General features: G+C 45.1%; 18 protein-coding genes. 7 read left to right on the top strand and 11 right to left on the bottom strand.

The genetic code is table 11. The features are described from left to right. Positions 1–168: 168 nt before the first annotated feature. The 10 genes from BN1546_RS11370 to rpmH all read right to left on the bottom strand — a co-directional run bounded on the left by BN1546_RS11370 (position 169) and on the right by rpmH (position 9,808). Positions 169–1,011, bottom strand: a complete 843-nt coding sequence (locus BN1546_RS11370) for a ParB/RepB/Spo0J family partition protein (RefSeq protein ID WP_090737512.1) — start codon at positions 1,009–1,011, stop codon at positions 169–171. Further along, on the bottom strand, positions 1,004–1,765 hold the full coding sequence (locus BN1546_RS11365) for a ParA family protein (protein ID WP_013373915.1): 762 nt from the start codon (positions 1,763–1,765) through the stop codon (positions 1,004–1,006). The genes BN1546_RS11370 and BN1546_RS11365 overlap by 8 nt, the downstream gene beginning before the upstream one ends. Before the next feature lie 187 nt (positions 1,766–1,952). Further along, positions 1,953–2,771, bottom strand: coding sequence for a nucleoid occlusion protein (noc, locus tag BN1546_RS11360; RefSeq protein ID WP_013373916.1), 819 nt, complete (start codon positions 2,769–2,771; stop codon positions 1,953–1,955). Positions 2,772–3,157: 386 nt separating this feature from the next. Then, complete coding sequence (gene rsmG / locus BN1546_RS11355; RefSeq protein WP_090737510.1) at positions 3,158–3,880, bottom strand: 16S rRNA (guanine(527)-N(7))-methyltransferase RsmG; 723 nt, start codon at positions 3,878–3,880, stop codon at positions 3,158–3,160. Further along, positions 3,880–5,769, bottom strand: coding sequence for a tRNA uridine-5-carboxymethylaminomethyl(34) synthesis enzyme MnmG (mnmG, locus tag BN1546_RS11350; RefSeq protein WP_013373918.1), 1,890 nt, complete (start codon positions 5,767–5,769; stop codon positions 3,880–3,882). The genes rsmG and mnmG overlap by 1 nt, the downstream gene beginning before the upstream one ends. Before the next feature lie 97 nt (positions 5,770–5,866). Continuing rightward, a complete protein-coding gene (gene mnmE / locus BN1546_RS11345) occupies positions 5,867–7,243 on the bottom strand; it encodes a tRNA uridine-5-carboxymethylaminomethyl(34) synthesis GTPase MnmE (RefSeq protein WP_013373919.1) in 1,377 nt (458 codons plus the stop codon). 126 nt (positions 7,244–7,369) lie between these two features. Then, positions 7,370–8,128: an RNA-binding cell elongation regulator Jag/EloR gene (jag, locus tag BN1546_RS11340; protein WP_013373920.1), complete on the bottom strand. Its 759-nt coding sequence runs from the start codon at positions 8,126–8,128 to the stop codon at positions 7,370–7,372. Continuing rightward, a complete protein-coding gene (locus tag BN1546_RS11335; protein ID WP_058830900.1) occupies positions 8,125–8,991 on the bottom strand; it encodes a YidC/Oxa1 family membrane protein insertase in 867 nt (288 codons plus the stop codon). The genes jag and BN1546_RS11335 overlap by 4 nt, the downstream gene beginning before the upstream one ends. A gap of 71 nt (positions 8,992–9,062) precedes the next feature. Continuing rightward, a complete protein-coding gene (gene rnpA / locus BN1546_RS11330) occupies positions 9,063–9,413 on the bottom strand; it encodes a ribonuclease P protein component (RefSeq protein ID WP_013373922.1) in 351 nt (116 codons plus the stop codon). A gap of 260 nt (positions 9,414–9,673) precedes the next feature. Then, positions 9,674–9,808, bottom strand: a complete 135-nt coding sequence (gene rpmH / locus BN1546_RS11325) for a 50S ribosomal protein L34 (RefSeq protein ID WP_007433250.1) — start codon at positions 9,806–9,808, stop codon at positions 9,674–9,676. Positions 9,809–10,897: 1,089 nt separating this feature from the next. On the opposite strand from rpmH, the gene dnaA reads away from it, so the two are divergent. The 6 genes from dnaA to gyrB all read left to right on the top strand — a co-directional run bounded on the left by dnaA (position 10,898) and on the right by gyrB (position 17,209). Then, a complete protein-coding gene (gene dnaA, locus BN1546_RS11320; protein ID WP_013368644.1) occupies positions 10,898–12,244 on the top strand; it encodes a chromosomal replication initiator protein DnaA in 1,347 nt (448 codons plus the stop codon). 186 nt (positions 12,245–12,430) lie between these two features. Beyond that, on the top strand, positions 12,431–13,573 hold the full coding sequence (dnaN, locus tag BN1546_RS11315; protein ID WP_013368645.1) for a DNA polymerase III subunit beta: 1,143 nt from the start codon (positions 12,431–12,433) through the stop codon (positions 13,571–13,573). 37 nt (positions 13,574–13,610) lie between these two features. After that, positions 13,611–13,829, top strand: a complete 219-nt coding sequence (gene yaaA / locus BN1546_RS11310; protein WP_016822440.1) for a S4 domain-containing protein YaaA — start codon at positions 13,611–13,613, stop codon at positions 13,827–13,829. A gap of 54 nt (positions 13,830–13,883) precedes the next feature. Then, complete coding sequence (recF, locus tag BN1546_RS11305; RefSeq protein ID WP_058830899.1) at positions 13,884–14,999, top strand: DNA replication/repair protein RecF; 1,116 nt, start codon at positions 13,884–13,886, stop codon at positions 14,997–14,999. A 16-nt stretch (positions 15,000–15,015) separates the two neighbouring features. Next, positions 15,016–15,267 carry an extracellular matrix regulator RemB gene (gene remB, locus BN1546_RS11300; protein ID WP_007433255.1) on the top strand — a complete coding sequence of 84 codons (252 nt, stop codon included), beginning with the start codon at positions 15,016–15,018 and terminating at the stop codon, positions 15,265–15,267. A 31-nt stretch (positions 15,268–15,298) separates the two neighbouring features. After that, positions 15,299–17,209, top strand: a complete 1,911-nt coding sequence (gene gyrB / locus BN1546_RS11295; protein WP_013368648.1) for a DNA topoisomerase (ATP-hydrolyzing) subunit B — start codon at positions 15,299–15,301, stop codon at positions 17,207–17,209. A 142-nt stretch (positions 17,210–17,351) separates the two neighbouring features. Here the strand turns inward: gyrB and BN1546_RS11290 are convergent, their stop codons facing one another. Beyond that, positions 17,352–18,179, bottom strand: coding sequence for a YheC/YheD family protein (locus BN1546_RS11290; protein WP_090737508.1), 828 nt, complete (start codon positions 18,177–18,179; stop codon positions 17,352–17,354). Positions 18,180–18,645: 466 nt separating this feature from the next. Here BN1546_RS11290 and gyrA point away from each other — a divergent pair, with 466 nt between their 5' ends. Then, positions 18,646–21,210, top strand: coding sequence for a DNA gyrase subunit A (gene gyrA, locus BN1546_RS11285; protein ID WP_040102452.1), 2,565 nt, complete (start codon positions 18,646–18,648; stop codon positions 21,208–21,210). The last annotated feature ends 190 nt before the right edge of the window (positions 21,211–21,400 follow it).

Genomic DNA, 21,400 nt, shown 5'->3' with positions numbered 1-21,400 from the left:
TACTGCTTTGCTTACCTTTTATTTTAAACGTTTGAGAACAGCGAGACAAATAACACAAGGCTATTAGTTTATCCATCAAAACCATTCTGATTCCTGCAATTCCAGACAAAGCAAAGACATATCTCACTTTCCATTTCACTCAAGGAGACATGTCCATATTTTTACGGACTACTGTAATAGCTCCAGTAATCTTTCCAAATCCTGCTGGCTGTAATAATTCAATTCGATTTTGCCTTTATCCTTATTGTGCTTGATCTTCACAGTTGTTTTAAAACGCTCGCGCAGGGACTCTTCCATATGGTCAATATAGGGGTCCTTTTTTCGCACCTTTGCTTTAGCTTTTGTTTCTCCAGGCTTATGATCCAACTGTTGTACGGCTTCCTCAAGTTCACGAACACTCCACTGTTGCTCAATGCATTGCATGGCCAGCTGTTTTACCATGTCTGGATCTTTAAGCCCGACTATTGCTCTAGCATGCCCCATAGACAATGTTCCACGTGAAACATGATCTTTAACCTCCTCAGGCAATGCGAGCAAACGAAGAAAATTGGCAATGTGTGAACGTGATTTTCCCACCTTCATGGACAACTCTTCCTGAGTTAAGGCGAATTGATCCATTAACCCCTGATACGCTACTGCCACTTCCATTGCATTTAAGTTTTCACGCTGTAAATTCTCAATCAGGGCAATCTCCATTACCTGCTGATCTGTAAAATTGCGAACAACCACAGGTATGGTCGGATTCCCGCAAAATTGAGATGCCCGAAATCGCCTTTCCCCGGCTATAATCTCATACCCTCTCAAGACACTACGCGCAATAATGGGTTGGATAACACCGTGCTGACGAATGGATTCCGCTAATTCTTTAATGGACTCCTCATCAAACGTTTTCCGAGGCTGGTATGGGTTTGCCCGCAGCTGGCTGAGCGGAATGTCAACAACCTTATCCTCTTCACTGACTGTAAGGGAGGGAATAAGCGCATCCAGTCCCTTTCCCAACCGTTTACTCATAAGATACCACTTCCTTTGCCAACTCAATATATACCTCTGCCCCACGAGAACGGGGATCATACGTAATAATGGACTGGCCATGTGATGGTGCTTCGCTGAGTCTCACGTTGCGTGGAATAATCGTCTGATAAACTTTGCTTTGAAAGTACTTTTTCACTTCTTCAATGACCTGAATGCCCAAGTTTGTGCGAGCGTCAAACATGGTTAGCAACACACCCTCAATTTGCAAAGAGGTATTTAAATGTTTTTGTACTAATCGCACGGTATTCAACAATTGGCTTAATCCTTCCAGCGCGTAATATTCACACTGGATCGGAATAATGACTGAATCGGAAGCCGTCAATGAATTGAGCGTCAAAATACCCAGCGATGGAGGGCAATCTATTAATATATAATCATAATTATGCTTGACGAGCTGAAGTGATCTTTTTAATCTCAATTCGCGAGAAATAGTTGGTACCAGTTCGATTTCAGCACCTGCTAATTGAATGGTTGCCGGGATAATATCCAATCCCTCGACCTGTGTACTGATAATCGCCTCGCTAGGGTCAACCTCGTTAATGAGTACATCATAAATACAATTTGCCACATCCGCCTTATTGATACCCACACCGCTGGTTGTATTACCTTGCGGGTCGATATCCACGAGCAATACCCTTTTGCCGAGGGAAGCAAGTCCGGCGCCCAAATTCACGGAAGTAGTCGTTTTGCCTACTCCGCCCTTTTGATTGGCTACGGCTATTATTTTTGACACTTCATTCACCTCATAATTTAATCGGAATCCTGCTACGTTCCATGATTGCAAAAGCTCTATGAAGACGTTACTTAGTCCTTAACTTACGGATAACGGCAATTTTCAAAATAGAATACGAGTATGCTGCGGTTTTATGTTGGCGTTAGACAGAAAAAGCGGCAGTTGCTGCCGCTGTACGCTTCATCCCTTACTTACGTTTGGGAATTTGAATGACAATCTCATAGTGATCCTCATGATCAGATTCCTTTGTTTTGATATCCAACCCTGAGCCGGACACCATATCAATGGATTGACGAATCGTATTCAGCGCAAGCCGGACATCCTTAGTAAAGGAAATCCGCTTTGATTTCTTAATCGTGGATACTTGTTTATAAAAGGCAACTCGTGCCTCTGTCTGCTTCACATTGAGTTCCTTAGCAATTACTTCATCTAAAACCTTGTACTGTAGTTCTTCGGTCTCTAACGACAATAATGCACGAGCATGACGCTCGGACACCTTCCGTTCCATTAGGGCCTCTTTCACTCTCTCCGGCAAATGAAGCAGCCGTATTTTATTAGCAATAGTGGATTGGCTTTTGCCAAGTCGCTGAGCGAGGCTTTCCTGGGTAAGTTGATGCAGGTCAATCAGCTTTTGATAAGCTACAGCCTCTTCAATCGCAGTTAGACCCTCTCGCTGAAGATTCTCAATCAACGCGATGGATGCAGCTTGTGAATCATTAAACTCACGAACAATGGCTGGAATCGTCTCCATACCCAGCTTGGTGACAGCTCTCCAACGACGTTCCCCTGCTATAATTTCATATTGTCCATTACGGAAACGAACGACAATCGGTTGAATTACACCATGCGTCTTAATAGTCTGGCATAGCTCATCAATCTTCTCGTCGTCAAATATGGTGCGGGGCTGATAAGGACTGCTGACAATATCCCGAACTGGAATTTGTTTTATTTCGTCCCCATTGGATCGCTCCGTCAAACCAAATAGCTTGGAAAATTGTTCTTTCATTCCGTATAATACCACCTAATTTCATAATAGCACCATACAAACAGCGCTTCGTGAAAAACAGTTCCTTACGGGGATTGTAGACCCTTCTATATGAAACAGCGCCGTAAGCGGGTACACTCCACGTACTCCCCTGACATTTGTTGTCCCACTTCCCTATATGTATATCTGAAATCATGAGTACGGGAAGCAGCCAACTTACACTAAAACGATTATCTCTATTCTATCACTTTTCCAGTCATAATCCTATCGTCTCTACCAGCTTTTCGAAAGGATAAAAGAATAAAATTATGTAGAGGGTATTACGCAAGGAGTCTTCTTAAGCAAAGATCTATAAACCATAAAAAAAGTGAATGTTTCACGTGAAACATTCACTTTCTTTCAAACATTTACACTAACGGAGCCTTCAAAGGAGTACCTGGCTTACGCGGGTATTTCCGTGGTGTAGCTGCTCTTTTTTCAATAATAATCATATGTCTAGCTGCATCCTCAACAGGTAGCTGGAAGGCCTGAACATGCTTAATTCTCCCCTTCAGCTCTTTCAAACTGTAGGAAGCTTCCTTGATTTCTTCGGTTGGATCGCTACCCTTCATCGCTGCAAAGTGCCCTCCTTCACGGACAAAAGGCAGACAAAATTCATTTAGTACCGCGAGACGGGCAACGGCTCGGGCTGTGACCAGATCATAGCTATCACGATATCCTACTTTGCGTCCTAATTCCTCTGCCCTACTGTGAATCAGTTCGACATTTTCCAGTTCCAACTGCTCTACAACATGTGCTAAGAATTGTATCCGTTTGTTCAATGAGTCTACAATGGTCAATTGAATATGTGGAAAACATATTTTCAAAGGGATACCAGGAAAACCTGCGCCTGACCCAATGTCAGCCAGGCTCTCCACATCATTTAACGGAACATAAAAGGCAAGTGAAACAGAATCGTAAAAATGCTTGGTGTACACCGCTTCTCGCTCAGTAATACCCGTCAGGTTCATTTTTTCATTCCATTCAACCAGCACACGGTAATATGTTTCAAACTGCTCTAACTGACTGTCATTAATCACAATGCTATGCTCTGCCAGCCGCTGCTTGAACTGCTGTTGTATCGCGTCCATTAAGATCCCCTCGCTGCCGTTACACGGTTATAGTGCTCCAGATAAACCAGCAAAATGGAAATATCTGCAGGGGTTACACCGGAGATACGGGATGCCTGACCAATGGACATCGGACGAATCTTCTCAAGTTTCTGCTTGGCTTCAATGGCCAAGCCTTGAACTTCATTGTATGCGATATCCTCTGGAAGCTTCTTCTTCTCCATCTTTTGCAGGCGTTCTACATGCATCAACTGCTTTTCAATGTAGCCCGCATACTTAATTTGGATTTCCACCTGTTCTTGCTCTTCCTCAGTAAGGGCTACAGGTGAAGGTGAAATTTGTGCCACTTGTGCATAGCTGATCTCAGGTCGACGCAGCACCGTCAATAGATTACTGCCGTCCTGTATCGGTGCAGATCCGCCTTGCTCCAGCATCTCATTTACATCAACCGGACGAACTTTAGCTAAACGCAAACGCTCAATTTCTTGCTCTACCTTTTGTTTTTTATCCAAAAAGCGCTCGTATCGTTCATCAGTAATCAGGCCGATATCATGCCCGATCGGAGTCAATCGCAGATCCGCGTTATCATGCCGCAGCAACAGACGGTATTCTGCACGGGAGGTCAGCAAGCGATATGGCTCATTTGTACCCTTCGTCACCAGATCGTCAATCAGAACCCCAATGTAGCCTTGAGAACGATCCAGTACGACGGGCTCTTTGCCCTGCACCTTACGAGCTGCATTAATACCAGCCATAATTCCTTGACCCGCAGCTTCTTCATAACCAGATGTCCCGTTAATTTGACCTGCCGTGAATAAGCCAGGTACTTTTTTCGTTTCCAAAGTAGGCCACAACTGAGTAGGTACCATCGCATCATATTCAATAGCGTAACCATTACGCATCATTTCTACCTTTTCCATCCCTGGAATGGTACGCAGTACTGCTAATTGCACATCTTCTGGCAAGCTTGTCGACAAGCCTTGAACATAGTATTCAGATGTGTTTTTACCCTCAGGCTCCAAAAAGATTTGGTGCTTCGGCTTATCACTGAAACGCACCACTTTATCTTCAATAGATGGGCAATAACGTGGTCCCGTTCCTTCAATCAGACCCGAGAACATCGGTGCACGATGCAAATTATCATTAATAATCTGATGTGTTTCCACTGAAGTATACGTCAGCCAGCAAGGAAGCTGCTCATTATCCGAGGACTTCGTTTCATAGGAGAAGAACTTCGGCTGATCATCGCCTGGCTGTATTTCTGTTTTACTAAAATCGATTGTATCCTTATGCACACGTGGTGGTGTTCCTGTCTTAAACCGAACTAGATCAAAACCAAGCTCTCTCAAATGTTCAGAAAGTCTCAACGAAGGCTGCTGATTGTTCGGACCACTCTCATACATCAGCTCACCCATAATGATTTTCCCGCGCAGATAGGTGCCAGTAGTCAGGACAACTGCTTTACTACGATACTCTGTGCCCGTCTTCGTAATGACACCTACGCATTTACCGTCTTCTATAATCAGTTCTTCAACCATACCTTGGCGTAAGGTCAGATTCGGTTCCTTCTCCATCGTTTCCTTCATCGCATGCTGATAAGAAAACTTGTCTGCTTGCGCACGCAAGGCATGCACGGCAGGACCCTTACCAGTATTTAACATTCTCATTTGGATAAATGTCTTGTCGATATTCCGACCCATTTCGCCGCCCAATGCATCAATTTCCCGTACTACATGACCCTTTGCGGGACCACCAATAGACGGGTTGCAGGGCATGAATGCGACCATATCCAGGTTAATTGTGATCATCAATGTACGACAGCCCATCCGTGCTGCTGCCAAGGCGGATTCTACGCCCGCATGGCCCGCACCGACGATAATCACATCATAGTCGCCTCCTTGATATCCCATACCTCTCTTACCTCCTTATACATTCGAGTTTTCACCCCGAGTATGTTCTTGTGTATCTATAACGATAGCAGGCTTAAAACAGCCATGCTTGAATGTTCTACTTACCCAGACAGAATTGTGAAAATATTTGATCTATTAACGCATCATGCGCAGTATCGCCTACAATCTCACCCAACTGCTCCCATGCCAGCCTTACATCAATCTGGATCATATCAATCGGAACTAATTGATCAGCAGCTTCATAGGCATCTACCAATGATTGGCGCGCTTTCTTCAGCAAAGCAATATGCCGTACATTGCTGACATACGTCATATCCGCTGATTCCAGCTTGCCGCTAAAGAATAAATTCGATATAGCCTGCTCCAGCCGATCTGCTCCCTCATTTTCCTTCACAGACATCGGCACAATAAGCTCTTCAGGAACATAGCGCAGCAACAAATCCCGGTCTATTTGGGCCGGTAAGTCCATTTTATTCATAATAACAATCGCTTGTCTACCGCGGATTTGTTCCATTAATGCCATTTCATCCTCGTGCAGTGGTTCGTTGGCATTAATGACGATGAGCAGCAGATCCGCTTCACTCACTGCCGTTCTCGAACGCTCTACCCCGATCCGTTCCACGACGTCCATCGTTTCCCGGATTCCAGCTGTATCCAGCAACTTGAGCGGAATATTATTAATCGTCACATACTCCTCAATAACGTCACGGGTCGTACCCGGAATATCGGTCACAATCGCCCGTTCGCCCTGAGCCAGTGTGTTTAGCAGTGACGATTTGCCTACATTCGGCCTTCCGACAATCGCTGTAGTCAGCCCTTCACGCAAAATTTTCCCCTGCTCCGCTGTATGCAACAGCCGATCAATTTCCGCCATGACCTGGCTGCTTTTATCCTTGATTAACTCAGACGTAAAGGATTCTACATCATGCTCAGGGTAATCAATGTTTACTTCGATATGAGCAAGTGTCTCAACCAAAACATGACGCAAACGACGAATATTCTGGGACAGTTGACCATCCACCTGCTTCAAAGCCATCGAAAAGGCTTTATCCGATTTGGAGCGAATTAAGTCAATGACGCCCTCCGCTTGACTCAGATCAATACGACCATTCAAAAAAGCACGTTTCGTAAATTCACCTGGCTCAGCCAGACGTATATTTTGCAGCAGTAACAAATCCATCACTCGTTTAACGGCTACCACCCCGCCATGAGTGCTGATCTCTACCACATCTTCTGTTGTAAAAGAGCGTGGTGCCCGCATCACTGTAACTAAAACTTCCTCCACCTTCTCTTGGCTTTGAGGATCTATAATATGTCCATAGTGTACCGTGTGCGTCGGAACCTTACTTAAGGGCGTTTTACTACGGAACAAAGCCTCCACTTCCGTGACCGCTTCTGGACCGCTGACCCGCACAACTGCAATGCCGCCCTCGCCGACAGCCGTTGCAATGGCAGCTATGGTATCGCTCAGCATATCGTTTCTACCTCCTATCAAGTAAAACGGCATTGCCGCCCTTCATCAAGGACGGCACCCGTTCAGTGTGAAATATAAGAAAAAAAGCAATGGCTTCTGCAGCTTGCAGAGAGCCATTGCGTCGGATTATTTCTTGGCAATGACAACGCGCCGATTAGGCTCGTCCCCCTTGCTGTATGTTCTAACCAGCGCATGCTGCTGGAGCTTGGCGTGAATCAGCTTCCGCTCCTGGGACGGCATTGGCTCCAGTACCACTTCCTTGCCATAGCGAACAGCTTGGTTCGCTAATCGTTCCGCCAAATCCTCCAGCGTTTTCCGCCGACGTGCACGAAATTGCTCGGCATCCAGCACAATTCGGATAAATTTATCAGAATGACGGTTAGCAACAATATTCGTCAGGTACTGCAAGGCATCTAATGTCTGTCCTCTGCGGCCAATTAGCATACCGAGCGATGGACCGGAGATATCCAGAGTACTTTCATCCTTGCGATGACGGACATCGACTTCGACGTCCAGTCCCATGCCTGCAGCAGTTTCACGGATGAAACGCACCGCCTCTTCATAAGGATCTATATGTCCCCTGGATGCTTCCATGTTCCTCTGCGCTTCCTGCGCAACAGACCCAGCTTGTGATACAGCCTGTCCCACGTCAGAAGGTGCTTGAGCCGATACATGAGGTTCAGCCGTGTGTGTGGTTTCAGGAGACGGCTCAGAAAGCAGCGTAAGCTCCACCTTCGCCTTTTTGACCCCTAGCCACCCCAGGAATCCTTTTGACGGCTGTTCCAACACGTTTACGGTTACCCGTTCACGGCTTACTCCCAGCTGGGAGAGTCCTTGTCTTACAGCATCTTCAACGGTTTTTCCTGATGTCACGACTTTGGTCATCTCGACTTTTTAGCCCCCTTCGTGTTTTTACCACTTTTTTTCTTACCATTAGAGGAAGCTGTTTTCGTGAGACTGGCTGTTTTCACATTAGCCAATGCTGCGTCCTTATCATTATTCCGATAAAGGAAATAGTTTTGAACAATCGTGTAAATATTACTGAAGAACCAGTACAACGGCAAAGCAGACGGGAAGTTATACGACATGAATAGAATCAGCACCGGATAGACATACAGCAAAAATTGCATTGGTCCTTGCTGCGGTGTCGGATTCATTTTCATCATCATCCAAGTTTGGATAAAAGTCGTAATCGCTGCTAGAATCGGCAGGATAAAGAAGTGATCCGGTTTACCTAACTGGAGCCACAAAAAGTCATGATCCCGCAATGCCGAGTTATAATAAATGGCATTATAAAGCGCGATAAAAATGGGCATCTGTACTAACAAAGGCAGACAGCCCGCCATTGGGTTAACCTTGTTTTCTTGAAACAATTTCATCGTTTCTTGCTGGACTCGCTCAGGTGTATCCTTGTATTTCGCTTGAATTTCTTTTAATTGCGGCTGAATAGCCTGCATTGCTCTGGAACTGCGTACCTGCTTGAGTGTAAGCGGCAAAATAATGGTACGCACGATGATCACCAGAATCAGTACGGCCAGGCCATATTCTCCAGAGAACCATTGGGCAAATGTATCCAGCGCATACGAAAACCAGTAAACGACATATCTTTGCCACCAAGATCCATTGGCCAAGTCTGCCGTCGTGTAAGAATTGTGAGCCGCCTGGGTACATCCGGACAGCACAGCAACAAGTGCCAATAAGGCAATCAGGAGGAACCATTTTCCCCGTTGAGTCTTCAAACGCGACACTTCATAACCCCTTTCTTAACCAATCCATTCCAACGTAAATCATACCATATCCTGTAGGACAAAGATACTGATTATCGGCGCGTAGACTTGAGCAGTGAGGCTTTGCGCAAAACGTGCAGCACGCTTTTCTCCAGCTCTTGATACGACTTTGTAACCGCACCCTTACGAACGATAAAAATCAGGTCAATCTGCTCCACCAATTCCTGCTCATGATGGCGCACGATTTCCTTAACGATCCTGCGCATCCGGTTGCGGACAACTGCATTGCCGATCTTCTTGCTAGCCGAAATTCCGACGCGGAACTGCTCTACCTCTCTGCGGCGGAACCAGTACACCACAAACTGATGGTTGGCAAAAGATTTGCCATGGCGGTATACGCGCCCAAAGTCCGCCCGGTTTCGTAGACGCAATTTTTTTTGCACGGCGCTTCTCCTTGCTCATCTCTTTTACACATATCGGTAAGCAACCCTTACCTCTTATATAGTAAGAAGTATGGACAATATTCCAACATGGTAATCTCGCTTATTTTATATCCGTTTTCAAAAACTTCATCTAATATAGAGCAGGATGCAGGACTTGTCCCTCTTTTTACACTACATTTCTACAATTAGAAGAAGCAATCCGATCCATAAATACTTCAATTATGAAAAAAAAGACCACCGTAGTGGTCTTTATGCACGCATTACGCACTCAATACTTTTCTACCTTTTTGGCGACGAGCTGCCAAAACTTTACGGCCATTCTTCGTGCTCATTCTTTTACGGAAGCCGTGAACTTTTTTACGTTTGCTGACATTCGGTCTGAAAGTCGGTCTCATTGTGCTGCACCTCCTTACAAGGAATACGTTTTATATGGAATATACCTAACATAGCAATCTCCACAAAAAACACCTTTGTACATTTAACCACAAATAGCGGCCAAAGTCAATGTACTTCTGAATTCTCTCCCTCTTTTTCACATTCAGAAACCCTCTCCGTCTTCCCCCATCATTCGCTCTACTCTTTTCTTCCCCTTTATTCCTGATTTTTTCGTTTCTTCTCCATGATCAATATTCATCAACATTTTACTGTGAATTTCGTCCCTCACATATACTGCTCTTTTAACTGCTTTTTTTCATTTATTTATTTCCGCATTTGAACCCACGCCGTTTCAGATCCCCACCATCTGATTTGCCAAAAATAATGTCGGAAACGTTACCGGAAATTTTCAACACAAAAACAAGCCGCTGTAACCAAAAGGCAATAGGTGTTATACACAGATCCACAAAAAGAATGGAATTGTGATTTAAATGGTCATAACCTGTGCATAACATTTTAGAGTGAAAAAGAGTTATTGTCGAAAACTGAACAAATTATAAACAATATCTTGTGTTGTGAATAAAAATTGTACACAACAGATTGAATTTGTGGATAAATAACCACGAGTCATTGAAATACAAGGCTTCTTTTGCTATGATGATATTACTTTTGAATGTGAATATGTTGTTTTACCCTCCATATTATCAACACCCTGTGGATAAAGTTGTGAACAAGTTCAATTTATCCATCTTTTTATTTTTGTGCGGATTCGGGATTCTGGGGATATATTCTACATTTTTCATTTGATTTCGACATATTGCAGTCCCGTTTTGGCCTGCGGGATCAAGAGAACGGATCGTGCCGCACATTCCCTCCTGAGAAATATCGCCCTTCTTCTGCTGATCAGCAGTGGAATTTTCCATTACTATTTTTCAGGGCATTTTGTGCTGCGTTCTCTCACTACACTGCCGCATGATTTAGGCGGCGGTATGTCTTTTTATGGCCTTCAAACAATATTTTTGTGATTTTAGGCGTTTTGCCGAAGCGCCGAGAGCAGCTCTCTGCAGCTTAATTCGGTAAAATGTCAGGATTTAAAAGGAGTGACGTCTGTGGACAGCCATACCTCTGAACTATGGCAGCAAATTCTATCCATTATACAAACCAAGCTGAGTAAGCCGAGTTACGATACTTGGTTTAAGGCTACCAAGGCAGCGAAACTAAATGACCACTCCATTGTGATTTCTGCACCGACAACTTTTGCCGTGGAATGGCTTGAAAGCCGCTATACCAAGTTAGTCGGGGCAACGGTTTATGAGATTTTGGGCAAGCATTTAGAGGTCAAGTTCGTTATTGAAGAGAACAAGCCCGCCGAGGTCGACCTTCAGCAACAACCTCAGCAGCAGCCGGTCGTTCAAGAAGAAGCTGTGTCCCATATGCTGAATCCCAAATATACATTCGATACATTTGTCATCGGATCGGGGAACCGTTTTGCCCATGCGGCATCGCTGGCCGTCGCCGAGGCGCCGGCCAAAGCTTACAATCCGCTGTTTCTATACGGTGGTGTAGGTCTGGGGAAAACGCATCTGATGCATGCTATCGGACACTATATTTTGGAGCACAATCCGACCAGCAAGGTCGTTTATTTATCGTCGGAGAAGTTTACGAACGAATTCATTAATGCCATCCGCGACAACCGTGGGGAAAGTTTCCGGAATAAATATCGCAACATTGATATTTTGCTCATTGATGATATTCAATTCATTGCGGGCAAGGAATCGACGCAAGAGGAATTTTTCCATACGTTCAATGCGCTTCATGAGGAACGCAAGCAGATTATAATCTCAAGCGATCGGCCGCCTAAAGAAATTCCAACGCTGGAAGAACGGCTGCGCTCTCGCTTCGAGTGGGGACTGATTACGGATATTCAACCGCCGGATCTGGAGACGAGAATTGCTATTCTTCGGAAAAAGGCGCGGGCGGAAAACCTGGATATTCCTAATGAGGCCATGATGTATATCGCAAATCAAATTGATACAAACATCCGTGAGCTGGAAGGGGCGCTCATTCGCGTTGTCGCTTATTCTTCCTTAACCAATCAGGATGTATCAAGCCATCTCGCGGCTGAGGCGTTAAAGGATATTATCCCATCCAGCCGTCCAAAAATGATCACGATTCAGGATATACAGCATCAAGTCGGGGAATTTTATAATCTACGACTGGAAGATTTCAAAGCACGTAAGCGGACGAAGGCTGTGGCTTTTCCACGGCAGATTGCCATGTATCTTTCCCGTGAGTTAACCGACTATTCTTTGCCGAAAATCGGTGAAGCTTTCGGCGGACGTGATCATACGACTGTCATTCATGCGCACGAAAAAATCTCCAAATCCATTCAAGTGGATCAGGATCTATTTAAAGTTATCAACAACCTAATAGAAAAAATCAAAAATCCAACCTGAACAAGTTCAGAGCCTATACACAATTTATACACATGTGGATAGGCTTGATTTTATTAGGGTTACAGATAGTTATCCACATATTCAGTGCGCCTATTACTATTACTAATATATTTTAAAGATATACATCACCTATATAAGGCCCGCGTCAACGCGTGCTTGAAGGATTAAAACCCGTAGGAGGAACTTATGAAGATTAGCATTCTGAAAAACGTTTTGAACGAGGCCATACAACATGTATCCAAAGCGATATCCAGTCGGACGACAATTCCAATTTTGAGTGGTATTAAGCTGGATGTGAATCACCAGGGAGTCACACTGACCGCCAGCGATACAGATATCTCTATTCAATCCTTTATTCCGATGGAGGATGGTGACCAAACGGTCGTTCAGATCGAACAACCCGGTAGTGTAGTGCTACCCGCTAAATTCTTTGTCGAAATTATCAAAAAGTTGCCGTCTCAGGAGATCCGTATGGAGGTAAAAGACCAATTCCAAACCTTTATCTCATCCGGTGCTACTGAAATTCAGATCGTTGGTTTGGACCCTGAAGAATTTCCGGTGCTTCCCAACATTGAAGAAAATCAAGTGATCTCTGTGCCAGGTGATTTGCTTAAAAATATGATTAAACAAACGGTATTCTCCATCTCTACCCATGAAACGACACCTATTTTGACTGGTGTATTGTGGAATCTGGCTGAGGGCGAATTGAAATTTGTCGCAACGGACCGCCACCGCCTTGCCACCCGTAGCGCTCATTTGGAGACGTCTGAAGGCTTGCGTTTTAGCAATGTTGTCATTGCAGGCAAAACGCTCAATGAGCTGAGCAGAATTATTCCGGATCAAAATATGCTTGTGGATATCGTCGTAGCGGACAATCAGGTATTATTTAAGGTGGATCGCGTGTTATTTTACTCCCGCATCTTGGACGGCACCTATCCTGATACTTCTAGAATTATTCCGACTTCTTACAAAACAGAACTGATTGTGGACACAAAAAGTTTGAGCGAGTCTATTGACCGTGCTTATTTGCTGTCCCGTGAGGAAAAAACGAATATTGTAAAAATGCAATCGTTGGAAAACGGTGATCTAGAGATTTCCTCCAGCTCATCTGAACTTGGTAAAGTGCGTGAGGAAGTAAATGTATCCAAATTTGAGGGAGAACCACTCAAAATCTCGTTCAACTCCAAATATATGCTCGACGTGCTGAAGGTAATTGACAGCGAGCAGTTGACGATTGCTTTTACCGGCATTATGAGCCCCATTATTTTAAAACCGGCAGATTCCAGCAATGCGCTGTATATCATCCTGCCATATCGCACAACCAACTAGCGTCACCCACCCGAACAAGCGAAAGGATGAACAGGCCTTGAAACCAATATCTATACAGACCGAATACATCAAGCTCGATCAATTTTTGAAATTAGCCGATTGTGTATCCACAGGAGGCATGGCTAAAGCCCTACTGCAGGAGGGGCAAGTCCGCGTTAATGGTGAGCCAGAAGAACGTCGCGGAAGAAAATTGTACCCAGGCGATACCGTAGAAGTAGAGGACATTGGACGTTTCGAGGTTACGGCAGGAGCATGATCGCCTGAACGGCAAGGACTCCTTTTAGGTGCGGAATAACAAGGGGGACCCTATGTGTTTGTGAACAACATTGTTTTGCAGCAGTACCGGAACTATGAACAGCTGGAGCTGAATGAATTTGGGCCCGTTAATTTGCTGATCGGACAAAATGCGCAAGGCAAAACGAATCTGGTTGAGGCGATTTTTGTATTGGCTTTAACTAAAAGTCACCGAACGTCCCGCGACAAGGAATTAATTTCTTTCGGGGCTACTTCCACCCATCTAGCTGCCGATGTGGATAAGAAATACGGGAAAATCAGATTGGATCTCTCGTTATCCACACAAGGCAAAAAAGCAAAGATCAACGGGCTAGAGCAGCGAAAGCTGAGCGATTTTATCGGTTCGTTAAACGTGGTCATGTTTGCGCCCGAGGATCTGGAAATTGTCAAAGGAACACCGGGGGTTCGCCGCCGGTTTCTTGACATGGAAATTGGACAAGTTGCGCCAGGATATTTGTATCATTTGCAGCAATATCAGAAAGTGCTGGTTCAGCGGAATAACCTGCTCAAGCAAGCTTGGGGTAAAGATATGGCGTCCGTGCAGCTGATGCTGGAGGTATGGAATGAGCAACTTGTTGAGCATGGTGTTAAAATTGTAAAAAAGCGGAAACAATTTATAACAAAGCTACAAAAGTGGGCCCAAGCCATTCATGAAGGGATTGCAGGTGGGACAGAAGAGTTAAAATTAGCCTATGTTCCCTCTTTCGGTGAGCCAGAGGAAGAAGATGAAGCTGTCTTATTGGAGCGATTTATGATAAAGTTATCCCAAATGAGGGAACAGGAAATCCGCCGTGGCATGACTTTGGCGGGACCCCATCGTGATGATTTGGCCTTTGCCATTAACGGCAGAGAAGTGCATACGTATGGCTCTCAGGGGCAGCAGCGGACGACGGCCCTGTCTTTGAAGCTGGCCGAAATAGAATTAATTCATGAGGAAATTGGGGAGTATCCTATCCTGCTGCTGGATGATGTATTGTCCGAGCTGGACCCCTATCGTCAGACTCAGCTGATCGAGACTTTCCAAAGCAAGGTACAGACCTTTATCACGGCAACCGGGATTGAGACGTTGAACGCAGAACGACTTAAGGGTGCCCATATTTATCACGTCCACGACGGGCATGTGGAACACTAAGGAGTGAGTGACCGGTATGTATATTCATCTGGGTGGAGAAAAGATCATCCGCTCGTCAGAGCTTGTGGCTATTTTCGATATCTCGATTGAAAAATCCTCTAAAATCTCCAAACAATACGTGAACCACGCTCAACAGCAAAAGCATGTCGAGATGATTGGCGAAGAGGAAGCCAAGTCCATCGTAGTGACTCAGAATACGGTGTATTATTCCCCCATCTCCTCAACAACACTCAAAAAGCGGGCAAACCAGTTTGTTGCCAATGCTTAACCATAGAAATCTATAGAAGTAGGTGAAAGGCATGTCTATGAATCAACCATCTTATGATGCGGGCGAGATTCAGGTCCTCGAAGGCCTGGAAGCGGTTCGGAAACGTCCCGGGATGTATATTGGCTCCACGAGCGTCAAGGGGCTCCATCATCTGGTCTGGGAAGTTGTGGACAACAGTATTGACGAAGCGCTGGCGGGTTATTGTAACAGCATTCAAGTTGTCGTTCACAAAGATAATAGCATTACCGTTACAGATAACGGCCGCGGTATTCCGGTAAGTGAACACGCCAAAATGAAAAAATCAGCGCTGGAAGTCGTAATGACCGTACTTCACGCAGGTGGTAAATTCGGAGGCGGAGGGTACAAGGTGTCTGGTGGTCTGCACGGGGTTGGTGTATCCGTGGTGAACGCTCTCTCCAGCAAAATGATCGTTCATGTCAAACGGGATGGACATGTATATGAGCAGGAATACCATCGTGGTGCTCCACAGTATGATGTCAGAGTCATCGGTGATACAGAAGAGACAGGTACCCAAACGACCTTCTATCCGGACGAACAAATATTTACCGAAACGACCGTATATGACTATGATACGCTGCAGACGCGGATTCGTGAGCTGGCTTTCCTGAACAAGGGCATTGCAATTAGCTTGACCGATGAACGGACAGGCGCCAGCGATACATTTCACTATGAGGGTGGAATCAGTGAATATGTGCAGTTTCTGAATCAAAAAAGAGAAGCACTGCATGAACAGCCGATTTATGTCGAAGGCTCTCGTGACATGATTCAGGTCGAAGTTGCATTGCAATATAACGACAGCTATACCGAGAATATTTATTCTTTTGCCAACAATATCAACACCCATGAGGGCGGAACTCATGAATCAGGTTTCAAGAGTGCATTAACCCGGATTATTAACGATTATGCACGCAAAAATGGCTTGATTAAGGATAACAACGCCAATTTGACTGGTGACGATGTACGCGAAGGTTTGACAGCGATCATCTCCGTCAAAATCCCAGAACCACAGTTTGAGGGTCAGACTAAAACAAAGCTCGGCAACAGTGAAGTGCGAGGAATTGTCGAGTCTCTGTTCGCAGAGAAACTCCAGGAATTCCTGGAGGAGAACCCGTCCGTCTCCCGCCGTGTGGTTGATAAATCATTACAAGCAGCTCGAGCCCGGGAAGCAGCGCGCAAAGCGCGTGAACTTACACGTCGCAAAAGTGCGTTGGAAATTAGTTCGCTCCCAGGTAAGCTGGCGGATTGCTCCTCTAAGGACGCTTCGATCAGTGAATTGTACATCGTCGAAGGTGACTCAGCAGGGGGATCGGCCAAGCAGGGGCGTGATCGTCACTTTCAAGCGATTTTGCCAATTCGCGGTAAAATCCTGAATGTTGAAAAGGCACGCTTGGACCGTATTTTGTCCAGTGATGAAATACGTTCGATGGTAACAGCAATGGGTACAGGGATCGGAGATGATTTTGACATCACCAAAGCCCGTTACCACAAGGTCATTATCATGACAGATGCCGATGTCGATGGTGCTCATATTCGCACATTGTTGCTGACGTTCTTCTATCGCTACATGCGCAAAATCATTGATGCGGGCTATATATACATTGCTCAGCCACCACTATTCAAAGTTGAGCGTAACAAAGTTGTTCGTTATGCGAACTCTGAGGCGGAACGTGACGAGATCATTAAGGAATTTGGAGAAAATGCGAAGTACAATGTACAGCGTTATAAAGGTTTGGGTGAGATGAATGCGACCCAACTTTGGGAAACCACGATGGACCCAGAGAGCCGTACAATGCTGCAGGTAACTGTCAGTGACGCGATGCTGGCTGATACGCTGTTCAATACCTTAATGGGTGACAATGTAGAACCTCGCCGCGACTTTATCCAAGAACATGCGAAGTACGTGAAAAACCTAGATTTCTAATGTGTGTTATTCCATCCTGATGGCTATGTTATCTGTTCATTAGGATTGTATAGGAAAGAGTGCACAAGGGGCGCCCAAATGGGGCGTCCCTTTTCTTGTCATTAACCAGCCCGGATGGATTTGAATATTTAATTTCAATGTTTTAGGCCTTTTTCTTAGAGCGTACAGGTTTACCTGTGGATGCCGTATACCGGCCGTAGCCTACTGCATATCTGAATATTTTATGATAGAGGCTTTTGTTTGGGAGAGAAGCGAACACTTTGATGGCTGGTCTTGTATTGACCTCCAAAATCCACGGATAGTTTTGCTGGTCCAATCCTACATCTAACCCGATTTCCCTTAAACGAGGGTATCTTTTTTGTAGCTGCCAAGCTACTCGCTCGCCCATTTTCGATAATTTTTGCTCCAGTCGAACGGCTTCCTTTACATCCATGTATGGAGCCACCAGTTCATTGAAAAAGCGCGTTGTCCCACCGCTGTGATGATTGGTGACGACTTTGTCAGGAGCAGCTACACGTCCTACAATAAGCGTTGTTTCCCATTGATGCCTCAAGTTCATCTGGGTTAATACCCTCAGATCGAAGGGACGGGCTTCATGCTGAAGAAGAGGAATTCCGCGCTGTATTAGATATGGACGTTTCTTTATACGAGAAGAAACCACCCTATGCAACTCATCCAGACTTTCAAAGGTGAGGATATCTACTTCATAGCGAAGCACATACCAAGTTCTCTCCTCGATGATTCCTTCTTCTGTCGGCGTAAGCTGCTCTGTCTGCCTTTCTGCGCGCATAACCCCTTTACCATAAGTACCATTATCCGGCTTAATATAGACAGTTCCATACACCGCCAACATTTCATTCAGGTGCTCAAACGTGTACAAACGTGTTTCCGGTATATAAGCGGCCAATGTCGGATGGGGAAGAATGGCATTTGTTTTGGCCCACTTACTGGATACTCGCTGAATAGACAAGTATTCTCATCCCTTTCTTTTCGAAATATGAGTCATGTACCTGGAATTCACACCCTTTAACAAAACAAGGGAAACTAAAGGACAAGCGCGTAAAACAATGATATAATAGAGAAATACGGCGTTTTTCGGAATTTTGCTAAGTAGAACCCTGACCGTATACGTATTGTATGTGGAAAAGGCCCTTAGGGTGGGGGCTAATCCCCAGTTCAGGGGAATTTGTTATAATCAGGGCTTGTAAGTTGTACAAGAAAATAGCAATCTGCTACAGGCAGAAGGGGAATGACGAGGGTTTTACGCTGTAAAGAGGACAAATGCGTTTAATTGTGCTCTTTTTGTGAAAGTAATATAATTATACAGATGAGGATTTCAGCCAAAATCCTGCGCAAGGAGCGGAGTATATAGGCAGTGTCTTGTTAGGCTTTTCACATAGAGAGCGCTGTATTGAAGGATGAGAAGGAGGACCAGCATGGCGGATCAAAATAACTCGCAAATCATCAATAGGGATATCGGAGTGGAAATGCGCGAATCCTTTATGGATTATGCCATGAGTATTATTGTTAGCCGTGCCTTGCCTGATGTGCGGGACGGACTGAAGCCGGTACACCGTCGTATTCTGTACGCGATGTCCGAGCTAGGCATGTCGCCAGATAAGCCTTATAAAAAATCGGCAAGAATCGTCGGTGAAGTTATCGGTAAGTACCACCCTCATGGTGATACGGCTGTGTATGATACGATGGTGCGGATGGCGCAGGATTTTTCCTTGCGTTATATGTTGGTGGATGGACACGGTAACTTTGGCTCCGTGGATGGAGATATGGCAGCAGCAATGCGTTACACTGAAGCACGGCTGTCCAAGATAGCCATGGAAATGCTCCGTGATTTGAACAAAGAGACCGTTGATTTTATGCCTAACTACGATGGTGAAGAGAACGAGCCTGTCGTATTGCCTGCACGTTATCCTAACTTGCTGGTTAACGGTGTCGGCGGGATTGCAGTTGGTATGGCAACCAATATTCCTCCGCATAACTTGGGAGAGGTTATCGATGGTGTACAAGCGCTGATCGAAAACCCTGACATTACGCCGATGGAACTTATGGATTACATTCAAGGGCCGGATTTCCCGACAGCAGGTTATATCTTAGGTCGCTCAGGCATTCGCCAGGCGTATCAGACTGGCCGCGGATCTGTGACCATGCGTGCGAAGACCACCATAGAAGAGATTGGCAATAAAGCACGGATTATCGTGCATGAGCTGCCTTACCAAGTGAACAAGGCTCGTCTGGTCGAGAAAATTGCTGAATTAGTACGTGACAAGCGTATTGAAGGCATTACGGATCTTCGAGATGAATCCGACCGTACGGGTATGCGTATCGTTATCGAGTTGCGTAGAGATGTGAACCCGAACGTCGTTCTGAATAATTTGTTTAAACATACAGCCATGCAGTCCAATTTCGGTATCAATATGCTTGCGATTGTAAACAATGAGCCGAAGATTTTGAACCTGAAAGATGTCTTGTATTATTATCTCAAGCATCAGGTTGAGGTTATTCGTCGTCGGACAGAATTCGATCTGAAAAAAGCCGAAGCTAGAGCACACATTCTGGAAGGCTTGCGTATTGCTCTTGACCATCTGGACGAAGTTATTTCCTTGATTCGTTCTTCCCAAACTGCAGAAGCAGCCCGTGAAGGACTGATTGAGCGTTTCTCGCTGACTCTTGAGCAGGCTCAGGCTATTCTCGATATGCGTCTGCAACGCTTAACCGGTTTGGAACGTGAGAAGATCGAGAACGAATATAACGAGCTAATTCAAAAGATAATGGAATACCGTGAAATTTTGGCGAATGAGCATCTGGTACTCAACATCATTAGCGAAGAGCTGAATGAGCTGAAAGGACGCTTCGCCGATGATCGTCGCACTGAAATTACAGTGGGTGAAGAAAGTATTCTTGATGAGGATCTCATTCCGCGTGAAGACGTTATTATTACTGTAACCCATACTGGATATATCAAACGCCTTCCTGTTACTACGTATCGCAGTCAAAAACGCGGTGGTCGTGGTGTAGTAGGTATGGATACCAAAGATGAGGACTTCGTAGAGCATCTGTTCATTACGAATTCACATCATCATTTGTTATTCTTTACGGACAAGGGCAAGGTATACCGGATTAAGGCTTATGAGATTCCAGACTTAAGCCGGACAGCTCGGGGGACACCGATTATTAACCTGATTCAGATTGAACAGGGTGAGTCGATCAATGCGGTAATTCCAATTGAGGAATTTGTGGAGGACAGTTATCTATTCTTTGCGACCCAACATGGGATTATTAAGAAAACACCTCTTGATGACTATGCGAATATCCGCAAAGGCGGCCTGATTGCCATTAACTTGCGCGAAGATGACGCCCTGATCGAAGTGAAGCTGACTGATGGACAGCAGGAAATGATTATCGGTACAGCACAAGGAATGTCTATCCGTTTCCCTGAAAGTGATGTACGATCTATGGGGCGTAGTGCTACAGGGGTTAAAGGGATTAGTCTTGATGAAAGTGATGCTGTAATCGGCATGGATATCGTCAATACCGACCTGGATATTCTGATCGTAACAGCCAAGGGTTATGGCAAACGTACCCCTGCTGTGGATTATCGTATCCAGAGCCGCGGAGGCAAGGGGATCAAGACGATTAACGTTACCGATAAAAATGGTCCAGTTGTCGGCCTCAAGGTTGTAAAAGCCGAAGAGGACTTGATGATTATTACAGCTAGTGGCACCTTGATCCGTACTAGCATGGGGGAAATCTCCACGATGGGTCGGAATACGCAAGGGGTAAGACTGATTAATATTCGCGATGATGATTCGGTTGCAACGGTTTGTCGTGCGAACAAGAATGAGGAGCAAGATGAACTGCTTGAGGATTTATTAGAGGATGGAGGAACTGGTGAGGAGCCAACTCTATCATCTGCTGAACCAACTCTTGAAGTGAATACAGAAGATACGGAAGGTAACGATTCAGAATCTTCTGAGGACGAATAAGCCCTGAATATAGAAACAACAAATTTTAGATTGAAGAGACTCTCTGGCTATTTGGTCAAGAGAGTCTTTTTTTCTTGTTCAGGCTGATCAATTCAGACCAGTACGTTTTAAATGGCATAAAATGAATGTACAGGATCATTTCCAAGTAATATAATGACATCATAACTGGCAGCTGGAGCAGCTGTTGTGA

This window comes from Paenibacillus sp. Mc5Re-14, assembly GCF_001049835.1.
Classification (GTDB): Bacteria; Bacillota; Bacilli; order Paenibacillales; family Paenibacillaceae; genus Paenibacillus; species Paenibacillus polymyxa_C.
The sequence above is the reverse complement of the archived record's forward strand: the minus strand, read 5'-3'. Positions and strand labels throughout refer to the sequence as shown.